The organism is Pseudomonas sp. FW306-02-D09B, from assembly GCF_058782685.1.
On record NZ_JBYSXY010000003.1, the window covers coordinates 336732 to 362983 of the forward strand.

At 56.9% G+C, this 26252-nt stretch carries 29 protein-coding genes, 1 tRNA gene and 1 pseudogene; 18 read left to right on the top strand and 13 right to left on the bottom strand.

Annotation, left to right across the window (positions count from 1 at the left end):
• Window positions 1-25: 25 nt before the first annotated feature.
• Window positions 26-1141 (bottom strand): tRNA guanosine(34) transglycosylase Tgt, encoded by a 1116-nt coding sequence (gene tgt, locus AC3WK5_RS08230; protein ID WP_162130405.1) that lies wholly within the window; start codon window positions 1139-1141, stop codon window positions 26-28.
• 14 nt (window positions 1142-1155) lie between these two features.
• Window positions 1156-2205 (bottom strand): tRNA preQ1(34) S-adenosylmethionine ribosyltransferase-isomerase QueA, encoded by a 1050-nt coding sequence (gene queA, locus AC3WK5_RS08235; protein WP_103318074.1) that lies wholly within the window; start codon window positions 2203-2205, stop codon window positions 1156-1158.
• A gap of 107 nt (window positions 2206-2312) precedes the next feature.
• Between queA and AC3WK5_RS08240 the strand changes: the two genes are divergently transcribed.
• The 5 genes from AC3WK5_RS08240 (at window position 2313) to AC3WK5_RS08260 (ending at window position 5896) form a co-directional block, all read left to right on the top strand.
• Window positions 2313-2397 (top strand) — tRNA-Leu (locus AC3WK5_RS08240).
• A gap of 206 nt (window positions 2398-2603) precedes the next feature.
• Window positions 2604-2933, top strand: coding sequence for a hypothetical protein (locus AC3WK5_RS08245; protein ID WP_103318076.1), 330 nt, complete (start codon window positions 2604-2606; stop codon window positions 2931-2933).
• 145 nt (window positions 2934-3078) lie between these two features.
• The gene (locus AC3WK5_RS08250) at window positions 3079-3579 is read left to right on the top strand and encodes a DUF3916 domain-containing protein (protein ID WP_103318078.1); all 501 of its coding nucleotides are present in this window, start codon (window positions 3079-3081) and stop codon (window positions 3577-3579) included.
• Between the two features lie 397 nt (window positions 3580-3976).
• Window positions 3977-5041, top strand: a complete 1065-nt coding sequence (locus tag AC3WK5_RS08255; RefSeq protein ID WP_103318080.1) for a hypothetical protein — start codon at window positions 3977-3979, stop codon at window positions 5039-5041.
• Between the two features lie 378 nt (window positions 5042-5419).
• On the top strand, window positions 5420-5896 hold the full coding sequence (locus tag AC3WK5_RS08260) for a hypothetical protein (RefSeq protein WP_492574146.1): 477 nt from the start codon (window positions 5420-5422) through the stop codon (window positions 5894-5896).
• 115 nt (window positions 5897-6011) lie between these two features.
• Here AC3WK5_RS08260 and AC3WK5_RS08265 read toward each other — a convergent pair whose 3' ends face one another.
• Together AC3WK5_RS08265 and AC3WK5_RS08270 are read right to left on the bottom strand one after the other, a co-directional pair.
• A complete protein-coding gene (locus AC3WK5_RS08265) occupies window positions 6012-6269 on the bottom strand; it encodes a hypothetical protein (protein WP_103318084.1) in 258 nt (85 codons plus the stop codon).
• 34 nt (window positions 6270-6303) lie between these two features.
• Window positions 6304-6687: a DUF6124 family protein gene (locus AC3WK5_RS08270; RefSeq protein ID WP_103318086.1), complete on the bottom strand. Its 384-nt coding sequence runs from the start codon at window positions 6685-6687 to the stop codon at window positions 6304-6306.
• A gap of 309 nt (window positions 6688-6996) precedes the next feature.
• Between AC3WK5_RS08270 and AC3WK5_RS08275 the strand changes: the two genes are divergently transcribed.
• The 3 genes and pseudogenes from AC3WK5_RS08275 (at window position 6997) to AC3WK5_RS08285 (ending at window position 8471) form a co-directional block, all read left to right on the top strand.
• On the top strand, window positions 6997-7770 hold the full coding sequence (locus tag AC3WK5_RS08275; protein WP_103318088.1) for an alpha/beta fold hydrolase: 774 nt from the start codon (window positions 6997-6999) through the stop codon (window positions 7768-7770).
• A 149-nt stretch (window positions 7771-7919) separates the two neighbouring features.
• Window positions 7920-8219: pseudogene (locus AC3WK5_RS08280) on the top strand (hypothetical protein); the annotation flags it as partial.
• 18 nt (window positions 8220-8237) lie between these two features.
• Window positions 8238-8471 carry a hypothetical protein gene (locus AC3WK5_RS08285; protein ID WP_103318090.1) on the top strand — a complete coding sequence of 78 codons (234 nt, stop codon included), beginning with the start codon at window positions 8238-8240 and terminating at the stop codon, window positions 8469-8471.
• Between the two features lie 149 nt (window positions 8472-8620).
• Here AC3WK5_RS08285 and AC3WK5_RS08290 read toward each other — a convergent pair whose 3' ends face one another.
• From AC3WK5_RS08290 to AC3WK5_RS08310, 5 genes are all read right to left on the bottom strand, one after another.
• Window positions 8621-9241, bottom strand: a complete 621-nt coding sequence (locus AC3WK5_RS08290) for a LysE family translocator (RefSeq protein ID WP_103318172.1) — start codon at window positions 9239-9241, stop codon at window positions 8621-8623.
• Between the two features lie 111 nt (window positions 9242-9352).
• Entirely contained in the window at window positions 9353-9727 is a 375-nt protein-coding gene (locus tag AC3WK5_RS08295) for a hypothetical protein (RefSeq protein WP_103318092.1), read from the bottom strand.
• The gene (locus AC3WK5_RS08300) at window positions 9724-9891 is read right to left on the bottom strand and encodes a hypothetical protein (RefSeq protein WP_158248920.1); all 168 of its coding nucleotides are present in this window, start codon (window positions 9889-9891) and stop codon (window positions 9724-9726) included. Before AC3WK5_RS08300 ends, AC3WK5_RS08295 begins: the two co-directional genes overlap by 4 nt.
• Before the next feature lie 96 nt (window positions 9892-9987).
• Window positions 9988-10374 (bottom strand): hypothetical protein, encoded by a 387-nt coding sequence (locus AC3WK5_RS08305; protein ID WP_103318094.1) that lies wholly within the window; start codon window positions 10372-10374, stop codon window positions 9988-9990.
• On the bottom strand, window positions 10371-11519 hold the full coding sequence (locus AC3WK5_RS08310) for a hypothetical protein (protein WP_103318096.1): 1149 nt from the start codon (window positions 11517-11519) through the stop codon (window positions 10371-10373). The genes AC3WK5_RS08305 and AC3WK5_RS08310 overlap by 4 nt, the downstream gene beginning before the upstream one ends.
• 538 nt (window positions 11520-12057) lie before the next feature.
• Here AC3WK5_RS08310 and AC3WK5_RS08315 point away from each other — a divergent pair.
• The 5 genes from AC3WK5_RS08315 (at window position 12058) to AC3WK5_RS08335 (ending at window position 18028) form a co-directional block, all read left to right on the top strand.
• Entirely contained in the window at window positions 12058-12534 is a 477-nt protein-coding gene (locus AC3WK5_RS08315; RefSeq protein WP_054595777.1) for a formate dehydrogenase subunit gamma, read from the top strand.
• Window positions 12531-14093: a formate dehydrogenase beta subunit gene (locus tag AC3WK5_RS08320; RefSeq protein WP_103318098.1), complete on the top strand. Its 1563-nt coding sequence runs from the start codon at window positions 12531-12533 to the stop codon at window positions 14091-14093. Before AC3WK5_RS08315 ends, AC3WK5_RS08320 begins: the two co-directional genes overlap by 4 nt.
• Window positions 14090-16978, top strand: a complete 2889-nt coding sequence (fdhF, locus tag AC3WK5_RS08325; protein ID WP_103318100.1) for a formate dehydrogenase subunit alpha — start codon at window positions 14090-14092, stop codon at window positions 16976-16978. The genes AC3WK5_RS08320 and fdhF overlap by 4 nt, the downstream gene beginning before the upstream one ends.
• On the top strand, window positions 16975-17196 hold the full coding sequence (locus AC3WK5_RS08330) for a formate dehydrogenase subunit delta (RefSeq protein WP_103318102.1): 222 nt from the start codon (window positions 16975-16977) through the stop codon (window positions 17194-17196). The genes fdhF and AC3WK5_RS08330 overlap by 4 nt, the downstream gene beginning before the upstream one ends.
• Before the next feature lie 373 nt (window positions 17197-17569).
• Window positions 17570-18028, top strand: a complete 459-nt coding sequence (locus AC3WK5_RS08335; RefSeq protein WP_103318104.1) for a hemerythrin domain-containing protein — start codon at window positions 17570-17572, stop codon at window positions 18026-18028.
• A 147-nt stretch (window positions 18029-18175) separates the two neighbouring features.
• On the opposite strand, the gene AC3WK5_RS08340 is transcribed toward AC3WK5_RS08335, so the two are convergent.
• Window positions 18176-19060, bottom strand: coding sequence for a LysR substrate-binding domain-containing protein (locus AC3WK5_RS08340; protein ID WP_103318106.1), 885 nt, complete (start codon window positions 19058-19060; stop codon window positions 18176-18178).
• A 71-nt stretch (window positions 19061-19131) separates the two neighbouring features.
• On the opposite strand from AC3WK5_RS08340, the gene AC3WK5_RS08345 reads away from it, so the two are divergent.
• Entirely contained in the window at window positions 19132-20409 is a 1278-nt protein-coding gene (locus AC3WK5_RS08345) for an MFS transporter (protein ID WP_256585260.1), read from the top strand.
• Window positions 20410-20516: 107 nt separating this feature from the next.
• Here the strand turns inward: AC3WK5_RS08345 and AC3WK5_RS08350 are convergent, their stop codons facing one another.
• The 3 genes from AC3WK5_RS08350 to AC3WK5_RS08360 all read right to left on the bottom strand — a co-directional run bounded on the left by AC3WK5_RS08350 (window position 20517) and on the right by AC3WK5_RS08360 (window position 23975).
• Window positions 20517-21638 (bottom strand): alginate lyase family protein, encoded by a 1122-nt coding sequence (locus AC3WK5_RS08350; protein WP_103318109.1) that lies wholly within the window; start codon window positions 21636-21638, stop codon window positions 20517-20519.
• 280 nt (window positions 21639-21918) lie between these two features.
• The gene (locus tag AC3WK5_RS08355) at window positions 21919-23256 is read right to left on the bottom strand and encodes a sensor histidine kinase (RefSeq protein WP_103318111.1); all 1338 of its coding nucleotides are present in this window, start codon (window positions 23254-23256) and stop codon (window positions 21919-21921) included.
• A gap of 8 nt (window positions 23257-23264) precedes the next feature.
• Window positions 23265-23975, bottom strand: coding sequence for a response regulator (locus AC3WK5_RS08360; RefSeq protein WP_103318174.1), 711 nt, complete (start codon window positions 23973-23975; stop codon window positions 23265-23267).
• Window positions 23976-24174: 199 nt separating this feature from the next.
• Here AC3WK5_RS08360 and AC3WK5_RS08365 point away from each other — a divergent pair, with 199 nt between their 5' ends.
• From AC3WK5_RS08365 to AC3WK5_RS08380, 4 genes are all read left to right on the top strand, one after another.
• The gene (locus tag AC3WK5_RS08365) at window positions 24175-24492 is read left to right on the top strand and encodes a hypothetical protein (protein WP_103318113.1); all 318 of its coding nucleotides are present in this window, start codon (window positions 24175-24177) and stop codon (window positions 24490-24492) included.
• 82 nt (window positions 24493-24574) lie between these two features.
• Window positions 24575-24973: an RNA-binding protein gene (locus AC3WK5_RS08370; RefSeq protein ID WP_103318115.1), complete on the top strand. Its 399-nt coding sequence runs from the start codon at window positions 24575-24577 to the stop codon at window positions 24971-24973.
• 52 nt (window positions 24974-25025) lie between these two features.
• Window positions 25026-25466, top strand: coding sequence for a bleomycin resistance protein (locus tag AC3WK5_RS08375; RefSeq protein ID WP_054595770.1), 441 nt, complete (start codon window positions 25026-25028; stop codon window positions 25464-25466).
• A gap of 94 nt (window positions 25467-25560) precedes the next feature.
• Window positions 25561-26139, top strand: a complete 579-nt coding sequence (locus AC3WK5_RS08380) for a DedA family protein (protein WP_103318117.1) — start codon at window positions 25561-25563, stop codon at window positions 26137-26139.
• The last annotated feature ends 113 nt before the right edge of the window (window positions 26140-26252 follow it).

The following is a 26252-nucleotide window of genomic DNA, read 5'->3' on the forward strand; positions in this document are numbered from 1 at the left end:
ATGTTGAATCTTGGGGTCAGAAAACTCAGTCCAAAGGCGGTACGGGTAACCCGCGTTTGGCGTAGAAGGCATCGACAAAGGCGGCCAATGTACCCTGTTGAATAGCCTCGCGCAAACCAGCCATAAGTACCTGGTAATGGCGCAAATTGTGGATTGTATTCAACATGCTACCCAGCATTTCTCCACACTTGTCCAGATGGTGCAGATAAGCACGGGAGAAGTTCTGGCAGGTATAGCAATCGCAGGTCGGATCGAGCGGCGAATCATCATGGCGATGAAACGCGTTACGGATCTTCAGCACGCCCGTATCAATGAACAAGTGCCCATTGCGGGCATTACGGGTTGGCATCACGCAATCGAACATGTCCACACCGCGGCGCACACCCTCAACCAAGTCTTCCGGTTTGCCAACGCCCATAAGGTAACGAGGTTTGTCAGCCGGCATCTGGCCTGGCAGATAATCCAGCACCTTGATCATCTCGTGCTTGGGCTCGCCGACCGACAGGCCGCCGATCGCCAGGCCATCAAAACCGATCTTGTCGAGGCCTTCCAGGGAGCGCATGCGCAGGTCCTGGTGCATGCCGCCCTGAACGATGCCGAACAGCGCCGCGGTGTTATCGCCATGAGCGTTTTTCGAACGCTGGGCCCAGCGCAACGACAGCTCCATGGACACCCGCGCCACATCTTCGTCGGCCGGGTACGGCGTGCATTCGTCGAAAATCATCACGATGTCGGAGCCCAGGTCGCGCTGAACCTGCATCGACTCTTCCGGGCCCATGAACACTTTCGCGCCATCCACCGGCGAGGCGAAGGTCACGCCCTCCTCCTTGATCTTGCGCATGGCGCCCAGGCTGAACACCTGGAAACCGCCGGAGTCGGTCAGGATCGGGCCTTTCCACTGCATGAAATCGTGCAGGTCGCCGTGCTTCTTGATCACTTCCGTACCAGGACGCAGCCACAGGTGAAAGGTGTTACCCAGAATGATCTCGGCGCCTGTCGCCTCGATATCCCGCGGCAACATGCCCTTGACCGTGCCGTACGTGCCGACCGGCATGAAGGCTGGGGTTTCGACAGTGCCACGCGGGAAGGTCAGGCGACCACGGCGAGCTTTGCCGTCAGTGGCCAGCAATTCGAAAGACATACGACTGGTGCGACTCATGCTTGATCCTCAGGGCCGCGTGGCGCCGGATTGCGGGTGATGAACATCGCATCACCGTAGCTGAAAAAGCGGTATCCATGCTCGACGGCGGCCTTGTAGGCGGCCATGGTCTCGGGATAACCGGCGAACGCCGAAACCAGCATCAACAGCGTGGATTCGGGCAAATGAAAGTTGGTGACCAGGGCATCGACCACATGGAACGGCCGGCCTGGGTAGATAAAGATATCGGTGTCGCCGCTGAACGGCTTGAGCACGCCATCGCGCGCCGCACTTTCCAGCGAACGCACGCTGGTGGTCCCCACTGCCACAACGCGCCCGCCCCGCGCACGGCACGCAGCGACCGCATCCACCACGTCCTGGCCGACTTCCAGCCATTCACTGTGCATGTGGTGATCTTCGAGCTTTTCGACCCGCACCGGCTGAAAGGTGCCCGCGCCAACGTGCAAGGTCACGAACGCCGTCTCGATACCCTTGGCGGCAATCGCCTCGAGCAACGGCTGATCGAAATGCAGCCCCGCCGTCGGTGCCGCCACCGCGCCCAAACGCTCGGCGTAGACCGTCTGATAACGCTCGCGGTCCGAGCCTTCGTCCGGACGGTCTATATAAGGAGGCAACGGCATGTGCCCGACGCGGTCGAGCAACGGCAGCACTTCTTCGGCGAACCCCAGTTCGAACAACGCATCATGACGCGCGAGCATTTGCGCTTCGCCACCACCGTCGATGAGGATCGTCGAACCCGGCTTCGGCGACTTGCTGGAGCGCACATGGGCCAGCACGCGATGACTGTCGAGCACCCGCTCGACCAGAATTTCCAGCTTGCCGCCGGAAGCTTTCTGGCCAAACAGCCGCGCCGGAATCACCCGGGTATTGTTGAACACCATCAAGTCGCCCGGGCGCAAATGCTCAAGCAAATCAGTGAATTGACGGTGCGCCAGAGCGCCGCTGAGCCCATCCAGGGTCAACAGGCGACTGCCGCGCCGCTCAGCCAAAGGGTGGCGAGCGATCAGCGAATCAGGGAGTTCGAAAGTAAAGTCAGCAACGCGCATGATGGGGTTCGTCTAGCAGGGCCGGGAAGTCTAGCGGAAATAGTGAAAATTCTCCATGTACCTGATTGACCGACGGTTATCTCATCTCTATACTTCGCCGCCATTGAGCCCTGATGGCGGAATTGGTAGACGCGGCGGATTCAAAATCCGTTTTCGAAAGGAGTGGGAGTTCGAGTCTCCCTCGGGGCACCAAAATTAAGAAAGGTCTTGCTTAGCAAGGCCTTTTTTTTCGCCTGTAGAAAAGTGGTGCCGCCCACTGATCGTTCCCACGCTCTGCGTGGTAACGCATCCCGTGACGCTCCGTGTCACAACTATCGGCACCACCCCGCTCTTTCGTCCACCCAAAAAACCTGCGAAAAAATGATTCTGTCCTCATTTTTTCCCTCAAGGATTCCCCCATGGAATTGCCACTGGAAACCGTCGCCCTCTTCTCCCTCAAACTCGCCTACGAGTCGGAAGGCCAAAGCCCGATCCTGCGCGACGACCTGATGATGGGCGACTACCAACGGGATGTATTCGGCTTGCTGGTACGCAGAGGTGATGTCGAGACGATCAAGGTCAAAGTGGCTGAATGCGTGGGGCTGGCGCTTGAGGCGATAGGTGGGGCGGGTACGCCGCTGGGTCGAGAGCTGGATAGATTGTCGGGGGATTTCAGCGCTGCACAGACGCTGGAACAGCTTGATAGTCCGCTGATTGCGCTTAAGGATTATTTGAAAGACATTCAGTGAATGATCGGGTTGGGAGCAGTTTGCCCCTTTTCATGGACGGATACTGGGCGGGGCTTTGGCTGATATGGAAATGGACCCATCCACTTTTCCATTGCACCAGCAGACAACAACAGAAAGACTTTTTCGGCATCACAAGGACGTATCAATGCGGCAAATCGCCCTCAGCAACAAGCCACTCAGAGGCATTCCCCGCCGCCTTCGCGCTCTGGAACGTTGGGCCTCCAGTTTTCGCGACGAGTTTCACCCACGATCGGCGCACATGGAGCGCTACACACATTGGAAAATCCCGGTGCACGTGGCCCTGGTTCAAGGCTCTCAAGCCAGGATCGAAGTTCAGGCCTTCTGCATTCAGCAACTGCTCGAAGCTGCTAGCCACCTGTCCAACGCTGCTGACCGCTCACAGGGTTACTACCGGGTCGCCTGCCTGCTGGTGTGGCCATGGGTTCATCAGAGCGAGATCACCGTCTTCTATGACCGGGACTACTATCTGGGTTTTCTCGGTGAAACCAACGCTCTCAAGCCAGAGCGGATCAGTGATGCTCTTGCGTTGCACACGCCAGCGCATTTCATTGAGCACGGGCATGACGTAACTCAGCCTGACGATGAGGTCGCAGTACAGTGGTGGTGCATCGGGGAACCGGCCTGACGTGGAGAAAAAGTAGGACAATTTTTTTCTCTACTGTCCCGTTAGACCAGCGCAGCGAGGCCATCAATGGATTTTCGGATGTCGACGGGCTTGGGGTAGAGACAGACTTTTTCGACTTTTGCGTCGGGACGCATCATGAGGTGCTGGCTCAGGAAAGGAATCGGGAGCACAGCATCAGGGATCAGGTGATGACTTTGAATATGGGGGTTATGGAGCACTTACGCTCAATACCATGGACTACTGGTGCCGCAAATGGGGCGCAGCTTACACATTTTACAAAAGATAAAAACCAGCAACTACTTGTAACAACAAGACAATAATCTCCACTCATATTCTTATCACCTACGACTATACTGCGAGACAAATTATAGGACTGAACGATTAAAGGACTAAACGCATGATTACATCTAAACATACTCCACGAGAGCTAGAAATTGCAGCAGCGCGAGATTTTTTTGCTCCCGAAAATTTTGGCTTTGAAAAGCACGGGACTGGCTGGAAAAAAGTTATACCTGGAATAGGCTCAACTATTTTCACCCCTCTTGATTGGGAACACGCTCACTTCTTAACAAATTTGAAGAATGGTCAGAAAGGAAATGGCTTAGAGCTTGCCTCCCAACAACAAGAAAGTATTTTTGGCATGAAGGATCATCGTGACATCATGCCCCCTTACCTTATAAGTAATATTGCAAAAACTGGCGGATCCGCTTTTGTTGCATACACTGAAAGGGAAGGATTTACAGATGAAGGCTGGCTAGGTTTTGGATTTGTTTTTGGTGGAAAAAACAATTCATTGGAATCTACATTCTTGGGAGTTAGAGAAAAAAATAGAAGTAAAAATGCTATTGGCTTTCATCTAAGACTACTCCAATCAAATGATGCCTTAGAAAATGGCTCTACTAAAATCGAATGGATGCAAGGCCCTTTACGGGGTGAAATTGCAAAACTAAGCATTAGTAAATTGGGAGGCATCGCCTCTTCTTTTACCATTGACAAATATAGAGACATGCAATACAAGCTCTATGGACCTGGAACAACAGACAGAATTACTATTGAATGGGATCTTCTGTCGCCGCGCACTCAACAAAAAATAACAGATATCTCACAAGGGGTTTCTCAAGGATTAACATTAGAGGATATACAAGCGCTACCTATTGCAACAGGAGATAACATCAAACAAATCGAGCAAGACAGACACTCATCCGTTCTCTATGAAATCCCTGCCAATGCTGATGAGCTTAAGGAGGAAGAAAAAATAGCATGGAGAAATGACATGAGAAAAGTATTTGGTATATTGATGAATACAGAGTACGTCAAAATCCCAGACGATGCCAAAAATGATCCCGCATTAGTACAAAAAATAGCTACGCCAGGGGGCTATCAAATTAGTGACTTTGCCACAGGATTTGATGGAGACCAGAGAAGAAATTTTTATGTATTAACCAAAAAACCAAATGCGTAATAACTACATTGCCATCAGAATTTTGAATAATACCAACTATTAATTCGCCCATCAGACAATAGGAAAAAGCCAGGCAAAATGGGACGCACTTTACGCACGACAGGACATTTCTCAAGGATTGGCGCAAGTTTGGTTCCCTCATCATTACTCCATGCCCACCAATTGCCGGTGACTGCTAGCTAAGACTCACCTAGCCACCTAGATCCCCCATCCAACCGTGCTGTTTTCTGCCAAAGTAGGCATGCTGTGAATCGTCCAGTCCGTCGAGACATTCATATGTCGCTCTGTTCTGCCTCCCTTCCACCAGTTCCACTAGGCTCAATCACCACTGCTTTCCCATCCTCCCTCAGATTGGAGGCAGAAGGTCTTAGCCAGATCATGGGCCTTACCAGGCTAGCAACGCATCGGGGTATAGAGGTCAAAATCGGTAAAGAGAACCTGATCATTCCTTATCGGATTCATCACGAAGGTGATGAGCAAGCCTGCGGGCAGCTGACTGGTGTTCAGAGCATCTTGTACTCATGTCTTCTGACACGACACCACGATGGGCGTGTGCGTCAACGTCAACTGGAACGCATTCTTTCAGTTCACGAACCATGGATTGTCCCGTTCGTTTTCCAGCTTACTGGCGAGTACGTAATCGATATTCTTAACACCGTTGAAGCCCACCTGCCCACAATCAGTCCGACCTTTTACGGCAGCTTCATTCGGGATAATCAGAAGTATTTTCAAACGACGCAAGATCGCATGATCAGTTACTGGGACTGCTACTACCGGACTCAGTACAAGCACCGGTCCGACTATGTTGGGTTTCAGGTGTTTAGTAGGTTTCACGAGTTCGCTGAAAACTACTGAGTGGTGAGGAGAACACGGAACAGACCACGATTACATCGTCTGATGTAAAACGTAATCCACCCTCCCTTTTCCTACCCCAACTAAAATGGGCGACCTAAACAAGGTCGCCCATTTCTCATACCAACAATACCTCCACCTGCAATCGTCTCCCCACCACATCCAGCAAATCACAACCATCGCGCAGCGAAGTCACCAGCACCCGCGCCAGTTCACTGTGAATCCCCTCGCCCACGGCAATGTTCTCCAGCAGTTCAGTCGCGGTACGGATGCGGTAGGCAGCGGTTTCGTGCAGTACGTCGAGCGGTGCTTGGGTATCGATCAGCAGTGACGGGATGGTGCAGTCAATGCCGGTGACAGGCATGTATCGATCCATGACAAACCTCCATTGGGTAAACGAGCGCGACCACTCAGTGGTGGACGGTGGGCTGGCTCTCACCTGCACCATCGGGCTGGTCGAGGTGGTCCAGCGCTCGGTTTACCAGCAACTCGGCCAGCACGGCCAACTGTTGAATGGCCAGTGCCACATTGCGCCGCGAGCCTTCGAGTTCGAACGCCAGGTCGGTGGTCATGGCGTTGATCGAGGCGAGGGTTTCGCTGGCGTGGACCAGTAAGGTTGCCGTGTCTACTTCGGGGACAATGGTGAATACATGGCTGACGGGATCGGGGTGACTGGGGTTACGCAAACGGGCACTGACGGTGCGTTGGGCGGTTTCGGAAAGCTCTATTGGATCGAGGTCTTCTGATGTAGAGAGCGACGGGTTATCAAGTGGATTTCGGGTTGTCTTTTTCATAAGGAATCTCCAGGATTTTCAGGAACCCTGCGTTTTTTCGGCCTGTCAAAACCGTCCGCTCGGCTGCAGCGAAGACATTAGGTTATCTTCCATGAATGCTTCCCGCCAGTTCATGGAAGGCGCTACGGTTTGCGGGAAATGTCCTAGGACGGTGGTTGCGATTTTGCCCAGGGGAAACACGGGACAGACCACGATCATGGACATGAGAAAACGTAGCCTGCCCCCATTCTTTGCCCTACGCTGCTGATCGGCGTTGTCGTCGGCTTATCTTTTTCCACGGACGGTACGGAACAGACAAAGGAGAACACTATGAAGCAGACACTATTCGCTGGAACGCAGGGCAATCTTGCTGTGATTGAAGCAGGGCACGGCGAAGGTTTGCCGGTGCTCTTCCTCCATGCGGACTCCGGTCGAGCAAGCCAGTGGGCGGAAATGCTCGAACCTATCGGACGCGGCAGGAAAGTCTATGCCCTTGATTCACGGGGCAGCGGAGACAGCTCCCCGGCTGCGGATGGTGACTATTCATATGCAGGGCGTGCGCAGGACATCATCGATACAGCCGCCGCCTTCAAGCTTGAGCGTTTCATCATCGTGGCCCACAGCGGAAGTGGTGCCGCAGCGCTGGACTATGCCGCCAGATACGCCAACCGCGTGGCTGGCGTGTTCCTGCTTGATCCCGCGACCGATCCAAGGGCACTTCCCGATGAGGTTCGCGCCGGAATGCTGGAAGCGCTTGCCGGGCCTGCGAGCCTTGATGTGCAACAGGGGTTCTATGCCACGATCGCGGGCAATAACGTAAAGGTAACGTCCAGAGTTCTGGAAGATTGTGCTGCGGTCGATGCAGCGGCACGGTTGGGGTTTGCGGTGGCGTTCGCCAATTGGAACCCGGAACCCGCGCTGGATGCATGGAAAGGTCCTGTTTTTCTCCTGGTCAGTAGCGCGAACGACAATCCCAATGCGCTCTACGCGTTACGACCGGAGTTACCCCACGCCGTGGTGACTGATACGGGACACTGGATACAGCTCGACCAGCCCGAAAAGGTCGAGCGGGAAATCCTGCGTTTCATCGCTAGCGTTCGATAGCGAAGTTGTTGGGAAGTACAGGGGCAGGTCAAAGCGCCTCCATTTTCACCCGAGATGAAAGTCTTTTTCAGCGTATTACCAAGCGCTTGCGAACGCCCACGGGCTAAGACAGACTCCCCGCCTTTCCAGACTCGATAAGGATGCGAGCATTGAAGTTTGAGAGCGACCAGTTTTCCGGCAACCATGGAATTGTCTTCAACGTATCGCGCTTCACCCTGTCAGCCAGTGAACGGGGTAGCCTCAGAACGCTGCATTTCGGTGAAGCGAAAGCCGCCCACTATGAAGTGAACAATCTGGTGGTGGAGCTCTACGACAAAATGCTCGCCAAGGATTTGCCCTGCCAAATGATGGTCGGGATCTCCAAACCCCTGACCCGGCAACAGGGGGATTTACTCAATGCCCAACGAACGAGTATCGCCAACCTCTCCAGTGGTGTTTTCGGCGCAGCGAATCAAGGCGGGTAGACCATGAGCGAATATGGCTTGTATGCCGGTGCTTACGCGGTGTTCCTGCTGTTGTTCTTCTATCTGAAATCCTACCGCCTCAGAAAATGGCTGGGCATCACCCTGCTCGCTCTGGGGTTTATGAGTATTTTCATGCTGCCGCCTTTCATTGCCGGCTTTGATGTGGGCATCGCTTCGATCTATGCCATCGGTAGCGGGACGGCGCTGTTTTTTAGTCGGGCCCGGTATGTGGAATGAGCCAGGCGCTCATTAATAATCGGCCACTCTCGAGATCGAAGTACGGATTTCATGCCGGGAGGCGTGGTAGGAGAACCAGCATAGGACTGGCAACCCGTCCAACCACGCAGATGAGTCGCAGACGCTTCGCATCATCTGCTAACTGCGAATCACGCTCGACGTGCCATCAATAGCATCGAGGCGGCAGCCGACAACAAACCAGCGCAGCAACGGTTGAAAATTTGCTTACCCTGAGGCAGGGCAAACCAACGTCGCATATACAATCCGATGTACGCATAGATGCCAATGGCAATCCACTCCAATACCAAAAACAGAAGACCTAGCAACGCAAACTGAGAACCCATGTCTGCCGTTGGGTCGACGAATTGAGGTAAGAACGCGGTAAAAATCAGGATGGCTTTAGGGTTGCCTGCGGCGACGAGGAATTCCTGCCTTGCCAGCGCGAAAAGACCTAACGGGGCGTTTTTTGACTCGGCTTCCGCTCGTGGTTCAGCCCTCCACAACTGGTATGCCAAGTAAAAAAGGTAGGCCGCGCCAACTATTTTGATCCCATAGAAGACCAGCTCTGAAGTTTGCAACACTACGGCCAAGCCTGCCGAAACCAGCGCAATCATCAGCGCGAACGCCAGCAAGCGACCCACACCTGCCATGCATGATGTGCGGTATCCGTAGCGTGTTGCATTGCTGATCGACAGCAGGTTGTTAGGCCCTGGCGCCATATTCAGGGCAAAGCAGGCGGGCAGGAATAACGCTAGCGTCGCAAGGTTCATATGGATATCCATCACCATTTTGCGTCAATCCTACATTTGAACAGGCCGCATGTGCCACCGTCCTTAGGGCTATGAGCGGTGGCGTATCCAAACAGGTGTGTCCCCGGACGCTTACCCTGATTTGCCCACAGCAACCAGCACAGTCATCGCAGAAAGCAGCCCTATAGCGCTCCATTGCACCAACACAAGTTTCTGCTTGAGTGGACCCGGAAAGTTGTTTACGTCCTCTGTACTGAGAGTGCCGCGTCTGATGTAGAAATTCGCAAACGTAACGAGTCCAGACGCACCGCCGACTAACAGCAGTCTTCCCCATACTCCTCCTTGTTTTAGTGCAGCCAACTTAGTTCCAGCGGAACTGTTCTTGAGGTGCTCCAGGATCAAGTCCATCTTGGTGTGTGCAATATAAAGAGCAATACCGATCCAGACGATCAACAAAGCGATCACCACGCCGCACAGACCACCGACAATGAGCTCAGCGGTATTCATTTCATGACCTCGTAAAGCATTTCACCTACCAACTCGCCAGTAGCACCGCCTAAACACCTGATCTCTGTCATTTTCCGCGAGCGAAGGATAATTTGTGAAGGAAGCTGGTTGTATAGCGGTACATAGCCACCCATAAAATGACTGACCGACTGACTTTCCTTCATTGACCTTCCTTTACGCCCGGCACCAACCGCCACTACAGGCCAAAAGAGCCATTCGAATATGCACATGAAACAGGGGCAACTCAGTACACAGCAATATTAAATAAAACCCAATTTAACAGCCACCCCGAAACTGATCATTACCAATAACAGCCAAATCACGCTCCACTGCATTACTGCTAACTTGCGTTTAATGGAGGCGGGAAAATTGGCTAAATCTTCAGAACTTAGCTCGCCCCTTTTCAAATAAAATCCAGGGAAGGTAACAATTCCCGAAATGCCACCGACGAGCAGAAGTTTTCCCCAAGGCCCACCATGTCGAAGCGGAGCACGAGACATGATGGCTGAGCAACTTTTCAGATGCTCCAACATCAAATCCATTTTCGTGTACGCCAGATGCAGACAGACGCCTATCCAAAGAAAAATCCCTGCCAGATCAATGAGGGCAATGGATAGGAGTACCTTATCAACAACGTTCAAACTCATTTGCCCGCCTCATAGATCTTCTCACCGGCCCATTCGCCTGTAGCCCCTCCAAGGGCGCCCCCAGCGTATGAGCCTGCCGCTACAACTATGACGCCACATGCTAGCGTTGCCATGCCACCTGTAGGTACGCCCAAGCCAACGCAGATAACTCCTGCTGTGGAACCGGTCAAAAACGCACCAGTAGCAGCACCACCAGCCACTCCACCAACGAAGTTACCACTCTCGGTGTATTTGATCTTTTCACAGGCATCTTTGTTGCCTGCCGCACAGACTTCTTGAACCTTCATGTAAGACGCACCGCCCCCTACGGCTGTGCCAATCCAGCCGCCGTACTTAACAACCTTGGCCGCTTTGGCTACACCTTCCGAGTGCGTGGCATAACCTGGAATCTGCCCCGGAGCGCCGGCTAAACCCCAGTGGTGCACCAAGCTTTTACTTGATATTCCAAGAGCTGTTTTCAGGCTCGGATGATCTGGGAAGCCGATGCCCTTTCTGGTTAGCCCGGTGAGCTGCCTATCGAGCTTGGCAAACAGTCGTGCACGCTCAGCAAAGAACTCTGGGCTACGCAAGTGGCCGTCACGTTGGAAGCTTTTCTGGTGCAAGGTCTCAATATCTTTCAGAGAGGTTTTCACGTCTTCCAAGTTCTTGGCGAAGATTGATTCAGCAACCCCGATTGATGTTGAGCCTTTTGAAAGAATGGATTCTATTTCGCTCCGATGGCGAACCATGAAGCTGGCTTCTTCGTCGCTCATGGGCTTGAGTGCAGCGTCCACCTTCTGAGCTGCTTCCATGAGCAGTGCTTCTTCGCGTGTGCATTGCGGGTTATTCGGATCGCTCAAGACGATGAGTTGGCCGGGCTTGGCGTAGCCGGTTACGTGTGGGTTGAGTCGCTTGAATTTCTCAAGCGTTGCTCCATCTGGTTTATCGAACAATGCAGATTCGAGAGCAGAGCGCGGCATGACTTCCTGAACGATGTAGAAGCCAGGTTCAGCCGGCTCTTTTGCAGCTACGGGCTTCTTCGCTGGGGCTTCAGGGTATTGCGACCAGTATTTGGCGTGCAGGTCTGTAGGTTCACCACCGCGATAAGGTTTATTTCTCGGTGAATTTGCGAGGGCGGGTCTAGGTACGTTTCCGTATTCGCTCATGAATCATCCTTGTTCGTCCTTGGGAATCCTGACTTAAGTCTGGGCCTAATGACCCTATCCAAAAACTCAAGCATTGGCTGCAAGACAAATCCTAAATGCTCTGCCAAAACTCCTGATCCCTGTCATTTTGTTTTGAGAAACCCGTTTCGAAATCTCCACCGTCGAATTCATCCCGCTGAACTCAGTCATCACCTTCCCCGCCTGCGATCCTTTTTGCATAACCTCTAAAGCAAAAAGGCATAAATCCCCTTCAGAGACGGCGCCTTCGGCCACACTCTTCTAGACTTAACGGGTAGTCGTAGAAAGAACCAAACACGTCGCTTTCGTGCAGATGATTCAAAGGCGGCGTGGCAAGCTGCCCTATATGCCCTGAAGAGGTGCGGCAAAGACCGTACCGGGCCCAACAAGATGCCCGCTCAGGGTGCCTGGCCAACGGCCTGAAAATGCCACGATACCGTGACGTGGCGTGACTGCCGCAGCCGACACTTTCGGACAACCGACAACCACCTGGTTTGCCCGTGATCGTGAGGAATGCTGTATGCCTGATGAGATGTTGCACCTGTCTATGGTCAACAACCTGCTGGAGCGCCACAAGGGTTCGCCCGGCGCGCTGTTGCCGATCCTTCATGATATTCAGGAGGGCATCGGTTACATCCCCGATGCCGCCGTCCCCGAGATTGCCCATGCGCTGAACCTGAGTCAGGCCGAGGTTCGCGGGGTGATCAGCTTCTACCATGACTTCCGTACCGCCCCTCCGGCGCGGCATATCCTGCGCTTGTGCCGGGCCGAGTCCTGCCAGAGCCGCGGCGCCGAGCAGCTCGCGGCGCAATTGCGTGAACGCCTGCAACTGGACGACCACGGCAGCAGTGCCGACGGCAGCATCAGCCTGCGCCCGGTGTATTGCCTCGGTGCCTGTGCCTGCTCGCCGGCCCTTGAGCTGGATGGTCAGGTGCATGCGCGCCTCAGCGCCGAGCGCCTTGATGCCCTGCTCGACGCTTGCCTGGAGGACGCATGATGCCGAGTCTTTATCTGCCCTGTGATTCGCTTGCCCGCGCCGTGGGTGCCGATGAGGTGGCCGTGGCCCTGGCCACTCGGGCCCAGGAACGCAATCTGCCGCTGGACCTGCAACGCACCAGTTCTCGCGGCCTGTACTGGCTGGAACCACTGCTGGAAATGGACACGCCGCAAGGCCGTATCGGCTTCGGCCCGCTGACCGCCGCCGATGTGCCATCGCTGCTTGATGCGCTGCAAGGCGAGCCGTCCGCCCATCCACTGGCTTTGGGCCTGGTGGAAGAATTGCCTTATCTGAAGTCGCAACAACGCCTGCTGTTCGCCCGCGCCGGCATTACCCGGCCACTGTCGCTGGACGATTACCGCGCCCACGGCGGTTTCGAGGGCTTGACCCAGGCCGTCGCCTTGGGTGGTGAGCAGACCGCGACTGCTGTGTTCGATTCGGGCCTGCGTGGTCGTGGCGGCGCGGCGTTCCCGGCCGGGATCAAATGGCGCACGGTGCGCGGTACTCAGGCGGCGCAGAAATACATTGTGTGCAACGCCGACGAAGGCGACTCCGGCACTTTCGCCGACCGTATGTTGATGGAAGGTGACCCCTTCCTGTTGATCGAAGGCATGGCCATTGCCGGCATCACCGTCGGCGCCAGCTACGGCTACATCTATGTGCGCTCGGAATATCCACAGGCCGTGGCCACATTGCGCGAGGCGCTGGACATCGCCCGGGCCGCCGGTTACCTCGGCGCCAATGTCGGCGGCAGCGACCTGGCCTTTGATATGGAAGTGCGGGTCGGTGCCGGCGCTTACATCTGCGGTGAAGAAACCGCGTTGCTCGACTCGCTCGAAGGCAAGCGCGGGATCGTCCGCGCCAAGCCGCCGATCCCGGCCTTGCAGGGCCTGTTCGGCCTGCCGACCCTGGTGCACAACGTGCTGACGCTGGCCTCGGTGCCGATGATTCTGGCCAAGGGCGCGCAGTTCTATCGTGATTACGGCATGGGCCGTTCGCTGGGCACCATGCCCTTCCAACTGGCGGGCAATGTTCGTCACGGCGGTTTGGTAGAGCGGGCCTTTGGCCTGACCCTGCGCGAACTGGTGGAAGAGTACGGCGGCGGTACCGCCAGTGGCCGACCGCTGAAAGCCGCACAGGTTGGCGGCCCTCTCGGCGCCTGGGTGCCACCGGGGCAATTCGACACGCCGCTGGATTACGAAGCGTTCGCCGCCATCGGCGCCATGCTCGGTCACGGCGGTGTGGTGGTGGCTGACGACAGCCTCGACATGGCCCACATGGCGCGTTTCGCCATGCAGTTCTGCGCCGAGGAATCCTGTGGCAAATGCACCCCCTGCCGCATCGGCTCGACCCGCGGCGTGGAGGTGATCGACCGCCTGCTGGCCGCGCCTGACCAGAGCAGTCGCGATGAACAGGTGATCATCCTCAAGGACCTGTGCGACACCCTGCAGTACGGTTCGCTGTGCGCGCTGGGCGGCATGACTTCCTATCCAGTGGTCAGTGCCCTCAAGTACTTCCCCGCTGACTTCGGTCTGCAAGCCTCGGAGGCCGACCAATGATCACTCTCTTCGACCCGAACACCGATATCGATCTGGGCACCCCGGCTCGCCACAGCGAAGTGCAGATCACCCTGAACATCGACGGCCAAAGCATCAGCGTGCCCGAAGGCACGTCGGTGATGCGCGCCGCCGCAATGCTGGGCACCACCATTCCCAAACTGTGCGCCACCGACAGCCTGGAAGCCTTCGGCTCCTGCCGCATGTGCCTGGTCGAGATCGACGGCATGCGCGGTTACCCGGCGTCCTGCACCACGCCGGTCAGCGAAGGCATGAGCGTGCACACCCAGACGCCAAAGCTCGCGACCCTGCGCCGCAACGTCATGGAGCTGTACATCTCCGATCACCCGCTGGACTGCCTGACCTGTTCGGCCAACGGCAACTGCGAGCTGCAAACCGTCGCCGGCCAGGTCGGCCTGCGGGAAGTGCGTTACGGCTATGAAGGCGAGAACCATCTGGACGACCAGAAGGACACCTCCAACCCCTACTTCGACTACGACCCGAGCAAGTGCATCGTCTGCAACCGCTGCGTGCGCGCCTGCGAAGAAACCCAGGGCACCTTTGCCCTGACCATTACCGGGCGCGGGTTCGAATCCCGGGTCGCAGCCGCCGGTGGCGAGAACTTCCTCGACTCGGAATGCGTGTCCTGCGGCGCTTGTGTGCAAGCCTGCCCGACCGCGACGCTGATGGAAAAAAGCGTGGTCGAGCTGGGTCAGCCCGAACACAGCGTGATCACCACCTGCGCCTATTGCGGCGTGGGCTGCTCGTTCCGCGCCGAGATGAAAGGCGACCAGGTCGTGCGCATGGTCCCCGACAAAAACGGTCAGGCCAACCACGGCCACTCGTGCGTCAAAGGGCGCTTTGCCTGGGGCTACGCGACCCACCCGGATCGCATCACCAAGCCGATGATCCGCAAGCACATCAACGACCCTTGGCAGGAAGTCAGCTGGGATGAAGCGGTGACCTACGCCGCCAGCGAATTCCGTCGCCTGCAACAAAAATACGGTCGCGACTCCATTGGTGGCATCACCTCCAGCCGCTGCACCAACGAAGAAACCTACCTGGTGCAAAAACTGGTGCGCGCCGCGTTCGGCAACAACAACGTCGACACCTGTGCGCGGGTCTGCCACTCGCCGACCGGCTATGGCCTGAAACAAACCCTGGGCGAGTCCGCCGGCACCCAGAGCTTCGACTCGGTGATGCAGGCCGACGTGATTCTGGTGATGGGCGCCAACCCGAGCGACGCCCACCCGGTGTTCGCCTCCCAGCTCAAGCGCCGACTGCGTGAAGGTGCGCGGCTGATCGTCATCGACCCACGCCGCATTGATCTGGTGGACACGGTGCATGCCCGCGCCGAACTGCACCTGGCCCTGCGCCCGGGCACCAACGTCGCCATGCTCAACGCCCTGGCCCACGTCATCGTCACCGAAGGCCTGCTCAACCAGGACTTTATCGACGCCCGTTGCGAGGGCAGCGATTTCGCCCAGTGGAAGGCGTTCGTCAGCCGTGCGGAAAACTCGCCGGAAGTCCTTGGCGAGATCTGCGGCGTCGCCGCTGCCGACATCCGCGCCGCTGCCCGTCTGTATGCCACCGGTGGCAATGCGGCGATCTACTACGGCTTGGGCGTTACCGAACACAGCCAGGGCAGCACCGCGGTCATGGGCATCGCCAACCTGGCCATGGTCACTGGCAACATCGGCCGCGAAGGCGTGGGCGTGAACCCGCTGCGTGGGCAGAACAACGTTCAGGGCTCCTGCGACATGGGCTCCTTCCCGCACGAGTTGCCCGGCTACCGGCACATCTCCAACGAGGTGGTACGAGCGCAATTCGAACAAGCCTGGAACGTTACGCTGCAACCCGATCCGGGCCTGCGTATTCCCAACATGTTCGAAGCCGCCCTGGGCGGCAGCTTCAAGGGTTTGTATTGCCAGGGTGAAGACATCGCCCAGAGCGACCCTAATACCCAGCACGTCACCGCGGCCCTGTCGGCCATGGAATGCATCGTGGTGCAGGACATTTTCCTCAACGAAACCGCCAAGTTCGCCCACGTGTTCCTGCCGGGCAGCTCGTTCCTGGAAAAAGACGGCACCTTCACCAACGCCGAACGGCGCATCTCCCGAGTGCGCAAGGTCATGGAACCGCTGGGCGGCAAGGCCGACTGGGAAGGCACAGTGGCCCTGGCCAACGCCCTCGGTTACCCGATGAACTACCAGCATCCGTCGCAAATCATGGATGAAATCGCCAGCCTGACGCCGACCTTCACCAACGTCAGCTACGCCTCGCTGGATCGCCACGGCAGCCTGCAATGGCCATGCAACGCCGCGGCACCGGACGGCACGCCGACCATGCACATCGAGGAGTTCGTGCGCGGCAAAGGACGCTTCATGCTCACCGGCTACGTGCCCACCGAGGAAAAGGTCAACAGCCGCTATCCGCTGCTGCTGACCACCGGGCGGATCCTCAGCCAGTACAACGTCGGCGCCCAGACCCGGCGTACCGAAAACGTCGCCTGGCACGACGAAGACCGCCTGGAAATCCACCCGACCGACGCCGAGAGCCGTGGCATCAACGAAGGTGACTGGGTTGGCATTGGCAGCCGCGCCGGACAAACCGTCCTGCGTGCGCGGATCACCGAACGGGTCGCCCCGGGCGTGGTGTACACCACCTTCCACTTCCCGGAATCGGGAGCCAACGTCATCACCACCGACAACTCCGACTGGGCTACCAACTGTCCGGAGTACAAGGTCACCGCCGTGGAAGTCAGCCGCGTCTACCACCCTTCCGAATGGCAAAAACGCTACCAGGAATTCAGCGACGAACAACAACGCCTGCTCGACGAACGCCGTGCGGCACGCGGCGCCGGAGCAAAAGCCGAGGTACGCCGATGAGCACCGCCAACCTGATCAAAATGGCTAACCAGATCGCCCAGTACTTCGCCAGCGAACCGGACCAGAAACAGGCCGTGCTCGACGTGCGTAATCACCTGAAAATGTACTGGACGCCCGGCATGCGCAAGGAATTGCTGGCCTGGCAAACGGAGCATCAGGGCGCAGACTTGCACCCGCTGGTGCAATCAGCAGTCAGTGGGGCGGGCTGGGAGGCTTAGGTTCACCTGATCCATCGGAATTGCCCCTTGGCCTGTGAAGACAGGCCAAGGGGCAACCTCATGCTCCGCTTGATAACGCCCCGCCGTTCCTCCCCCAAAAAAACCACCGTCCCCCTGTTATTTGCAGCCTTTCCTGCAGTCGATCAAATAACGCATATCAACACTGACCTGATATTTCCAATTCATCCAAGGGCTGCACATTTCCCGGGGTGAGTATTGGGCGCCCGACTATACTAAGAAGGTTTAGTACACAGTGATGAATGCTGTGGATGGAGGCATTAGACGTGATGGAAGCTCATATATGGCCACCCTTGGAAGTTGGTGATTAATATTAATTATTCATGATGCCTTGGTGCAGCGGAGAGGACTTTATATGAACACCCTGTTGAATGAACTGCACACTTACCATCATGAGGTGGCTAAAAAAATTACCCAGATCAAAGGATTACTGGGAAAAATGAAACATGAGTCCGCCGATGCCGATGATCGCAAGCTGTTGTTTCAGGAACTGGAAGCCTTGCATGGCGACGCAGAGCGGCATCACCATGAAAATGAAGAGATTATCCGGCGGGCCTTGCTGGAGACCGAGGCACCGATCCATCCACGGGTCAAGGATATCGAGCGCGACCATCTGGCATTTGGGCGCATTGCTGGACAACTCAAGGCGTTGGAAGATTCAACTCAGGAAATGAAAGTGATCGCTGATACCATCGATGACTTTATCAAGAAATACTATGATCACATGGAGTCCGAGGAGAACATCTTCTTCCCGATGGCAGATAAGTGGCTGTCAGAAACTCAGTGGCAGGAAGTAAGGAGTCAGTGGCATTAGTTGGAACGCCCAACCACGTCCAGCCAATAGCAGCCATCACGCAGTGAAAATACAGGGACAGACCACGATAATGAATATGAGAAACCGTGGTTTGTCCTCTCATGTCCGTTTTACACGAACATCACACTAACGCTCGCCATTTATCGCTCAGTAAACAATTTCACTTCGAATTGCCTGCATGACGATATTCGACAAACGCTCGGTCAGCGGATCAGGGTTAGCCTCTCTTCGATGCAGCATCAGGGCTATGGAGGGTAAAGGCGGCAAACCTCGTTCGTCGGCAGCCAACAGTTCGGTCCCCGATTGCAAGCCCAGGGCTGTCCTGATCGTGTAGCCCAAACCGGCTTCGGTCGCCGCGGACAGGCCGTTGAGGCTGGAACTGGTAAACGACAGCAGCCAGGGAATTCCCTCGCGATTCAGCGCCGCAGTGGCCATCGAATGAAAAGGACATGGCGTGTCAAAGGCAATGATGGGCAGCGGTGTCCCTGATTCGACGCGCCAGTCGAGGTACTGGTGAGAAGAGCCGATCCACTCCATTTGCAGTTCCGCCACCCTCTCCCGGTATCCGACGTCCGGCACGTCACCCCACACCACCGCCAAATCGAGCGAGCCATTTTCGATCCGGTTCAGCAGGTCAGCATTGCGCGCAATCCGGGCTTCCACTCGAACATCGGGATGAGCCCTGGCGAACCTGCCCAACACCGTCGGCAAGAAGCTACTGAGATCCTCCTGAAGCCCGAGGCGTACCCATCCCTTGAGCTTCAGCTCGGAGACGGCAGTGATGGTCTCGTCGTTGAGGCTCAAAAGACGCCGAGAGTAATTGAGCAGCACCTCTCCCGTATCAGTCAGGGCAAGCCCGCGACCTGCCTTTTTGAAAAGTGCTGAGCCCACCTGGGCTTCCAGTTTCTTCAACTGGGCGCTGATGGCTGACGTCGAACGCGCGAGTTTTTGCGCCGCCTTGGCAAAGCTGCCCAGTTCGACCCCGGTGACAAAACTGCGCATGGCATCTAGATCGAAATTTACCGGCCTCATAACAATCCTGTTTTTCGGGACGAATACGAAAAATAATTTGATATTCGAGACGATACCCTCATGAGAGTCTTTTGGCCCACAACTATTCAACGAGTGGGATTTTTATGCCTGTGAATAACGGTCACCGCTGGAAAGTGCTGGGTGTCGGTGTTGCTGCCAACGCAAGCTTTTCCAGTGTCGTGGGTGGACTACCCGCGACAGCGGTTTATATGCGAGCAACGTATCAGCTCGATAACGCCGAGTTGGGGCTGGTCTTGGGGATTTTGGGACTCGGTATTGCCGTCAGCGAGATCCCGTGGGGATTATTGACTGATCGCTGGGGTGATCGCCCTGTGCTGCTGACGGGGCTTCTCACTTCCGGGATCGCACTGATTGGGCTGGCCATGCTGGCCTTGTATGCACCCACGATAGTGTTGCTGGCCATCGGGCTGTTCGTGGTGGGCCTGCTGGGGAGCAGCGTCAACGGCGCCAGTGGTCGAGCCATCATGGCCTGGTTCAAAGAGGGCGAACGAGGGTTGGCCATGAGCATTCGGCAAACGGCGGTCCCGGGCGGTTATGCCTTGGGGGCGGTCGTGCTGCCCTACCTTGCCCATACCTATGGATTTGTCGAAGTATTCAGTGCTTCTGCCATCTTCTGTCTTATTGCCTGCCTGTTTGCCGGGTTCTGGTTGTATGAGCCGGACTTCTCCAGCGACGCGGCAAAAAAACAGAGTCAGGAGCCCACAGCCAGCCCGTTGAAAGATTCCAGAGTCTGGCGAATCGTTTTAGCCATCGGCCTGCTCTGCGCCCCGCAATTTGCCATTCTTACTTATGCCGCCGTGTTCTTTCATGACGTTGGCAACATCAACATCACGCTGGTTTCCGCGACGTTGGCGGTTATACAGATCGGCGCGATCGTCAGCAGAATCTGGAGCGGGCGCTGGACCGATAAAAATAAAAACCGCCGTAGCTACCTTAAAACCTGTGCATGGTTGAGTGCCCTGACCTTTTTGATTCTGGGCAGCACGGTATCGGCCGCGAGCTTTTACGGCATGAGCGAAACACCACTGGCCAGCGCCCTGATCATTGGCGTGATGGTAATCGCCGGGATCAGTGTTTCTGCCTGGCACGGCGTGGCTTACACCGAACTCGCGACACTGGCAGGCGCCAGTCGGGCCGGCACGGCGCTGGCCATGGGCAATACCTGCGTCTTTGTCGTGCTGTTCGCTACCCCTATCGCGGCGTCCGCCCTCATGACTCATTTCTCATGGGGCGTGGTGTGGCTGGCTGCAGCCTTTTGCGCCCTGTTGACGGTGCCGCTCTTTCCACCCGTGGAAAAAGCCTATGCATTGGAACTTCGCTCGGCCTGAAATCGCTCCCCCTTGAAACGCCAAGGGGGATACAGCGACAGACCACGACTTTAGAGGTGAGAAAACGTAGCCCCGTTTTTTCGTGGCCGGGGAGCGCGGGCAATGACTTACAGAACCTCTCCATACAACAGGGCGATTTCGTATCCATCCATTCCGAGATTGCCCTGGTGAATGGCAACACCGCCGTCAGTACGCGGAATCCTGTGCTGCAAAATCCGGAAATATGCCGCGTTGCGCACACCGTTCAAATGCCCACCATTACTGGCGTAGTAAGGGAAGGTTTCCGGATGCAAGGTCCAACCGGCGGCTCTTGCATAGGCCAGGGCAAGTCGCTGACCAGCACTGCTTGCATAAACGTTGAAGCCCTCATTGCGAAAGACCTCCGCGGCCAGTGTGGTGGGCAGCAACGTATAGTGGGTATACGAAAGGCCGTTGACCCCTTTATCGGGTCCGCCACACCAATCTGTTGTGTTGCTCCGGCAGATTTCAGCCGCCATTGATCCATCTGACGACACCTGACTAAGCATCAGGGCGCTCCATCGATTTTTTGCCTTCTCCATGAGGTGATGGTCATTGAGATAGGCGGCACTGCTGGCTTCAAGCAATACCCCCCAGTTGCCAAAGTTGTTTGCTTTCGATGCGACTGAAAGGGGCAGCACTCGTTCGCGCAGGAAGCTCTTGAACGCAGCGTCATGCCACTGACTGTCAGCACGCAGCATCACCGCGGCCAGCACATACTTGGGAAACATGAAGTTGAAATCGGCGGTACCTTGCCCACGGTCGATGTGTTGCACACCTGCCGCCCACGCATCGAGTATGCGCTCACTGGTTTTCGCGTATTGCCGATCGCCGCTCAGCGCAAAACACAGCGCCTCTTGATAGGCGACGTTACCGTCGTCTCCCAGTGACTTGGCGATGCGTTGCTCGCCTGCCCGGTCGACATAATGCGCTGGCGGGGTGAAATCAGCGACTGGATGCGGGGTGTAGTCGAGGTTCCGATCGCACGTCGCACGAAGTGCGGACCATCGCCCTGGTGACGCGCGTAGCGAATCGACCAGTTCCGCACTTGGCCAGGCTGCCTGCTGGCTGGGCGCTACTGTTTTGGAAGACGCGGCATGTTGAGCTTCCTGGGCAGCACAGCCCGTACAGACCTGAATCCAGAGGACAGCGGCAGCCAGGTTTCGAACTCTGGCGGATAGCCGGTTTGGCACGATTTTACGAAGAGTCATACAGTGAGCGCCCGTTCACGTTTATCAACGCATGGAAGGTTTCCGGATGTGCCTCGGCCCCAATTCATTTGATAGCGGCCGTTCACCAACCGGGGCCGCCGTGTGCTCAGGTCTTATTCAGGAAATTGACTTGGGTTGCATAAGGGCTTTCACGATTGATCCTTAGGCCAGATGATTCGGCGCCTTGGTTGGCACTTGCTGTTGGATTGCCCAAAGTTCACTTGGTTCTGTACGAAAAAACCTTTCAGGAACAGCACGTCTGTCCCCGCATAAATCCTCTCTAACCCACCTGCACCGGCAACACCACCCGCGCCTCCAACCCTCCACCTGAGCGGTTGCGCACGGTCAGCGTGCCGCCGTGTTCCAGAACGATCGCCCGTGCCGACGACAACCCCAGCCCCACGCCCCCCGTGCTTTTATTCCGCGACCCTTCCAGCCGAAAGAACGGCGCAAACACCTGTTCATAACTGTCAGCCGGGATCCCCGGCCCACGGTCGAGTACCCGAACGATCACCTGTTCGTCCTCCTGGCACAGTTCAATCGCCGGTTCACTGGCGTACTTGATCGCGTTGTCCAGCAAGTTGGTGATCACCCGTTTCAGCCCCAGCGGGCGGCCGAAGTAGACCAGTCGGGGTGGGCCGCTGAAGGTGATGTCGATGGACTGGTCGCGGTAGTCGTCGATCAGGGTTTGCAGCAGCTCGGCCAGGTCGAACTGGGTTGCCTGTTCCAGGCGGGCGTCGTCGCGGAAGAATTCCAGGGCGGAATTGATCATGGCCTGCATTTCGTCGACGTCGCGAAACAGCCGTTGTTGCTGCTCGGGGTCTTCGATGAATTCGCCGCGCAGGCGCATTCGGGTCAGCGGGGTGCGCAGGTCGTGGGAGATGGCGGCGAGCATCTGCGTGCGGTCCTTGATGAAGTGCTGCAACTGGGCCTGCATGGCATTGAACGCGAGGATCGCCTGACGGATTTCATGCGGGCCGACCGGGTCGATGGGCGGTGCACGAAAGTCGACGCCAAAGCGTCGGGCGCCTTGGGCAAAGTGCTGCAAGGGTTTGGCCAGTCGGCGAGTGGCGATCAGCGCGACAATACCGGTCGACAGCAACACCAGCAGAATCACGATCAGGGTTCGTGGCCCTTCCGCCAACCCCCAACTGCGTGACGACACGCTGAACATCAGCCAGGACTCATCCGCCAGTTGCACCAGCAAAGCGTAGTGACCGTTCTTCTGTGGCCAGTCGCCGGGTTGATAGGCTTCGACCCGGCGGGTCGGCGTGTTGAACAGTCGCTGGGCCTCCGGTGAGGCCGCGCGGTAAGCCGCTTCGGGCGTGTCCGGCAAGTCGAGGCCTTGACGGGTGGCATGCCAGCTGACGCTGAAGGTGTTTTCGCTGGCGGCCTTCGCCAGACCCTCGCGCTGCGACGCTTGCGAGGCTTCCATCATCCGGGTAATGGACGCGGTCTTTTCCAGGAGGCCGGTTTCGGCCAACGGTGGATACGCCCAGACGCCGGCCAACTGGATAAACAACGCGTTGAAAGCCAGCGACGTAAGCATCGCTATGAGGGTGGTCAGGGCGATCCAGCGGGCCACGGTGTCACGCGGGCGCAGACGCAATGCTGCCATGAGTTTTTTCACTGGCGGGTCACGCTGGGGGTGAACAGATACCCGCCGTTGCGCACGGTACGAATCATCTCCGGGCGCTTGGTGTCGTACTCCAGTTTGCGCCGCAAACGGCTGACCTGAACGTCGATGCTGCGATCGAACGCCTCATGGGTGCGGCCCCGCGCCAGGTCCAGTAACTGTTCCCGAGTGAGAATGCGCTGCGGATGCTCGACAAACACCAGCAGCAAGTCGAACTCCCCGGCCGACAGCGGAATCATCACCTGATCCGGTGAACGCAGTTCCCGACGAGTGAGGTCCAGTTGCCAGTCGGCGAACTTGATCAGCGGGCGCGGCGCTTCCCCGGTCAGCGGGCGGCTTTCGCCGGCCCGACGCAGCACGGCACGCACGCGGGCCAGCAGCTCCCGGGCGTCGAACGGTTTGCTCAGGTAATCATCAGCGCCCATCTCCAGCCCGACCACCCGATCACTCAACTCACCCATGGCGGTCAGCATGATCACCGGCGTCGGGAATTGCTGGCGCAGGCGTTGGCACAGCGTCAGCCCGTTCTCGCCCGGCAGCATCAGGTCGAGAATGATCAGGTCCGGCGCCTGGCGCTCAATCGCCGCCCACATCGAGGCGCCATCGGTGGCGACCTCCACCGCATAGCCTTGTTGCACAAAAAATTTCTTCAGCAGCGCGAGGACCTCAAGGTCGTCGTCCACGATCAAAAGACTGCTCACCAGCGGCATCACTTAAGGTCTGAAAGAACCCACATCTAAAACCATTCGGCGCGCTCCGTCATATATTTCAATCGGGTAACAAAGCGACAGCCAGGTAAAAAAGCAGACATCTTTGCGCAAGGCTCGAATGTCAGCATCGGTCACCTTTTCCCGAAGACTGTTTGCGCACGCGTACACCGCTGCCAGGAAGCCCAGACCGATGATCTCTGAAAACCAGCCGCTGATCCTGCAACAACGCGTGGTGAAACACGCCAACGCCAACCTGCACTGCCGCGAAGTCAGCCTGCAACTGTCGAGCGACCAGCGCGAGGTCATCCTCACCCGCTACACCGAACACTACAGCCCCGACGGCCTGCAATGGGTCGAACGCAGCCACCGCGTGCCGGTGACCGACCTGCTGCGCTGGGTGATTGAAAATGGTGAGGCGCAAACGTTGGTGCAGGGTGGGGACGCTTCTGAAGTCTTGCCGATTGATCGTTCCCAGGCTCCCGCGTGGGAGCGATCAATTACACGTTGATCTTCGACCTGTCCAATGATCTGGAAGACAGGCACCGCAACCTATAGCCTATAGCTATCGCCATTTGAAAAGGACTCTTCACATGCACACTGACTGGAAGCAAATCCGCGAGATGATGAACACCGTCATCGACAGCTGCGAGCAGATCGAGAACGCCGGTTATCGAGAGGAGCACCGCACGGCCATGGTGGAGGTCAACGGCCATCCGTACTCCGTTCATGAGTTTCTGATCAGTGCCTGGACACTGCCGGAAAACATTCGCTACCGGATCATTCAGGAACGCCACGACAAAGGCGTCAGCCTGCCCTATGTGCCTGAGTCGGCGCGGATGCTGCTGGCCATGGCCCAAGCGTGCAGCGAACTGATCGGGGCTCGGGATGCGGCGCCAGCGCAGCAGGCGATCAATGGAATGAACCACTGGTTTACCAACTATGCGGTACCGAATATCAAGAAGGCGATTGAGCAGGCCGAATCCGATTGAGGCGGTATCCTGAGCGCACATTGATCGGGCTGGACGCTCACTAAGGAGAGGTATGTTTTCAAGGAACAGAATGGTCCCCGAACTGATGGTCGGCGATATCAGGAACAGTCTGGATTTCTGGACCGGATTGGTTGGCTTCAGGGTCGCCTACGACCGTCCCGAAGAGGGATTTGCCTACCTCGATTTCGACGGGGTGCAGGTCATGCTGGAGCAGTACGACCCGCTCGAAGGGCAATGGGTGACCGCTCCACTGGAACCGCCATTTGGGCGCGGCATCAACTTTCAGATGACGGTCGACAGTGTCGAGCCGATTCTCCAGCGGTTGGCCGCTGCCGAGTGGCCATTGTTTCGCCCGTTTGCCGAGAAGTGGTATCGATCCGGTACGGTGGAAGTCGGCCAGCATGAGCTGTTGGTGCAGGACCCGGACGGTTATCTGCTACGGTTGGTTGAGTATCTGGGGGAGCGTCCGCTCTCGAATGTCGCAGCCACATAATCGCTTCAATCATGAATGCACGGGCAACGACCCCAGCCGATAACGGTCCACCATTACTCAGCCTCCACAACACGCCAAAGGCCGCCAACCGCCCATGTTCGAGCACATAGACCTCAATCACCTCCTCGCGACCTACGGCTATTGGGCGGTTTTTATTGGCTGTGTCATGGAAGGCGAAACCATCCTGATATTGGGCGGCATGGCGGCGCATCAGCATTTGCTGAAGCTTTGGCCGGTAATCGCCTGGGCCAGCGCCGGTGGGATGTTGGGGGATCAACTGCTGTTCTGGAGCGGTCGTTATTTCGGCTCACGACTCTTGCCTCGCCTCAAACGCCAGCAAGCGCAGATCAAGCGCGTCAGCGGATTGATCGCACGCTACCCGTCGATGTCGGTTTTTTCGGTGCGCTTTCTGTACGGCATGCGGTTGGTGGGCCCCATGGTGATCGGTGCCAGTGGCCTGTCGCCGTTGCGTTTTTCACTGTGGAACATGCTCGGTGCAATGGTCTGGGCCACACTGTTTGTCAGCGGTGGTTATTGGGCGGGCGAAGCGCTTCAGCGATTGTTCGGTGATCTCAGACCTTACCGGTTGCCGATTGCCTTGGGTGTTGTGCTGGTCGTTGTGGTTGTGGCGGTGATCGTGCACCTGAGAAACAAGCGTAAGTTGCAGCAGTAAATCGGTCCCCTTCGTACGTTACGACGGACAGAAAACCGTAGGAGCCTGGCTTGCCAGCGATGACATCCGTGAGACCGCCATCGCGGGCAAGCCTTGCTCCTACGGGAACGGGG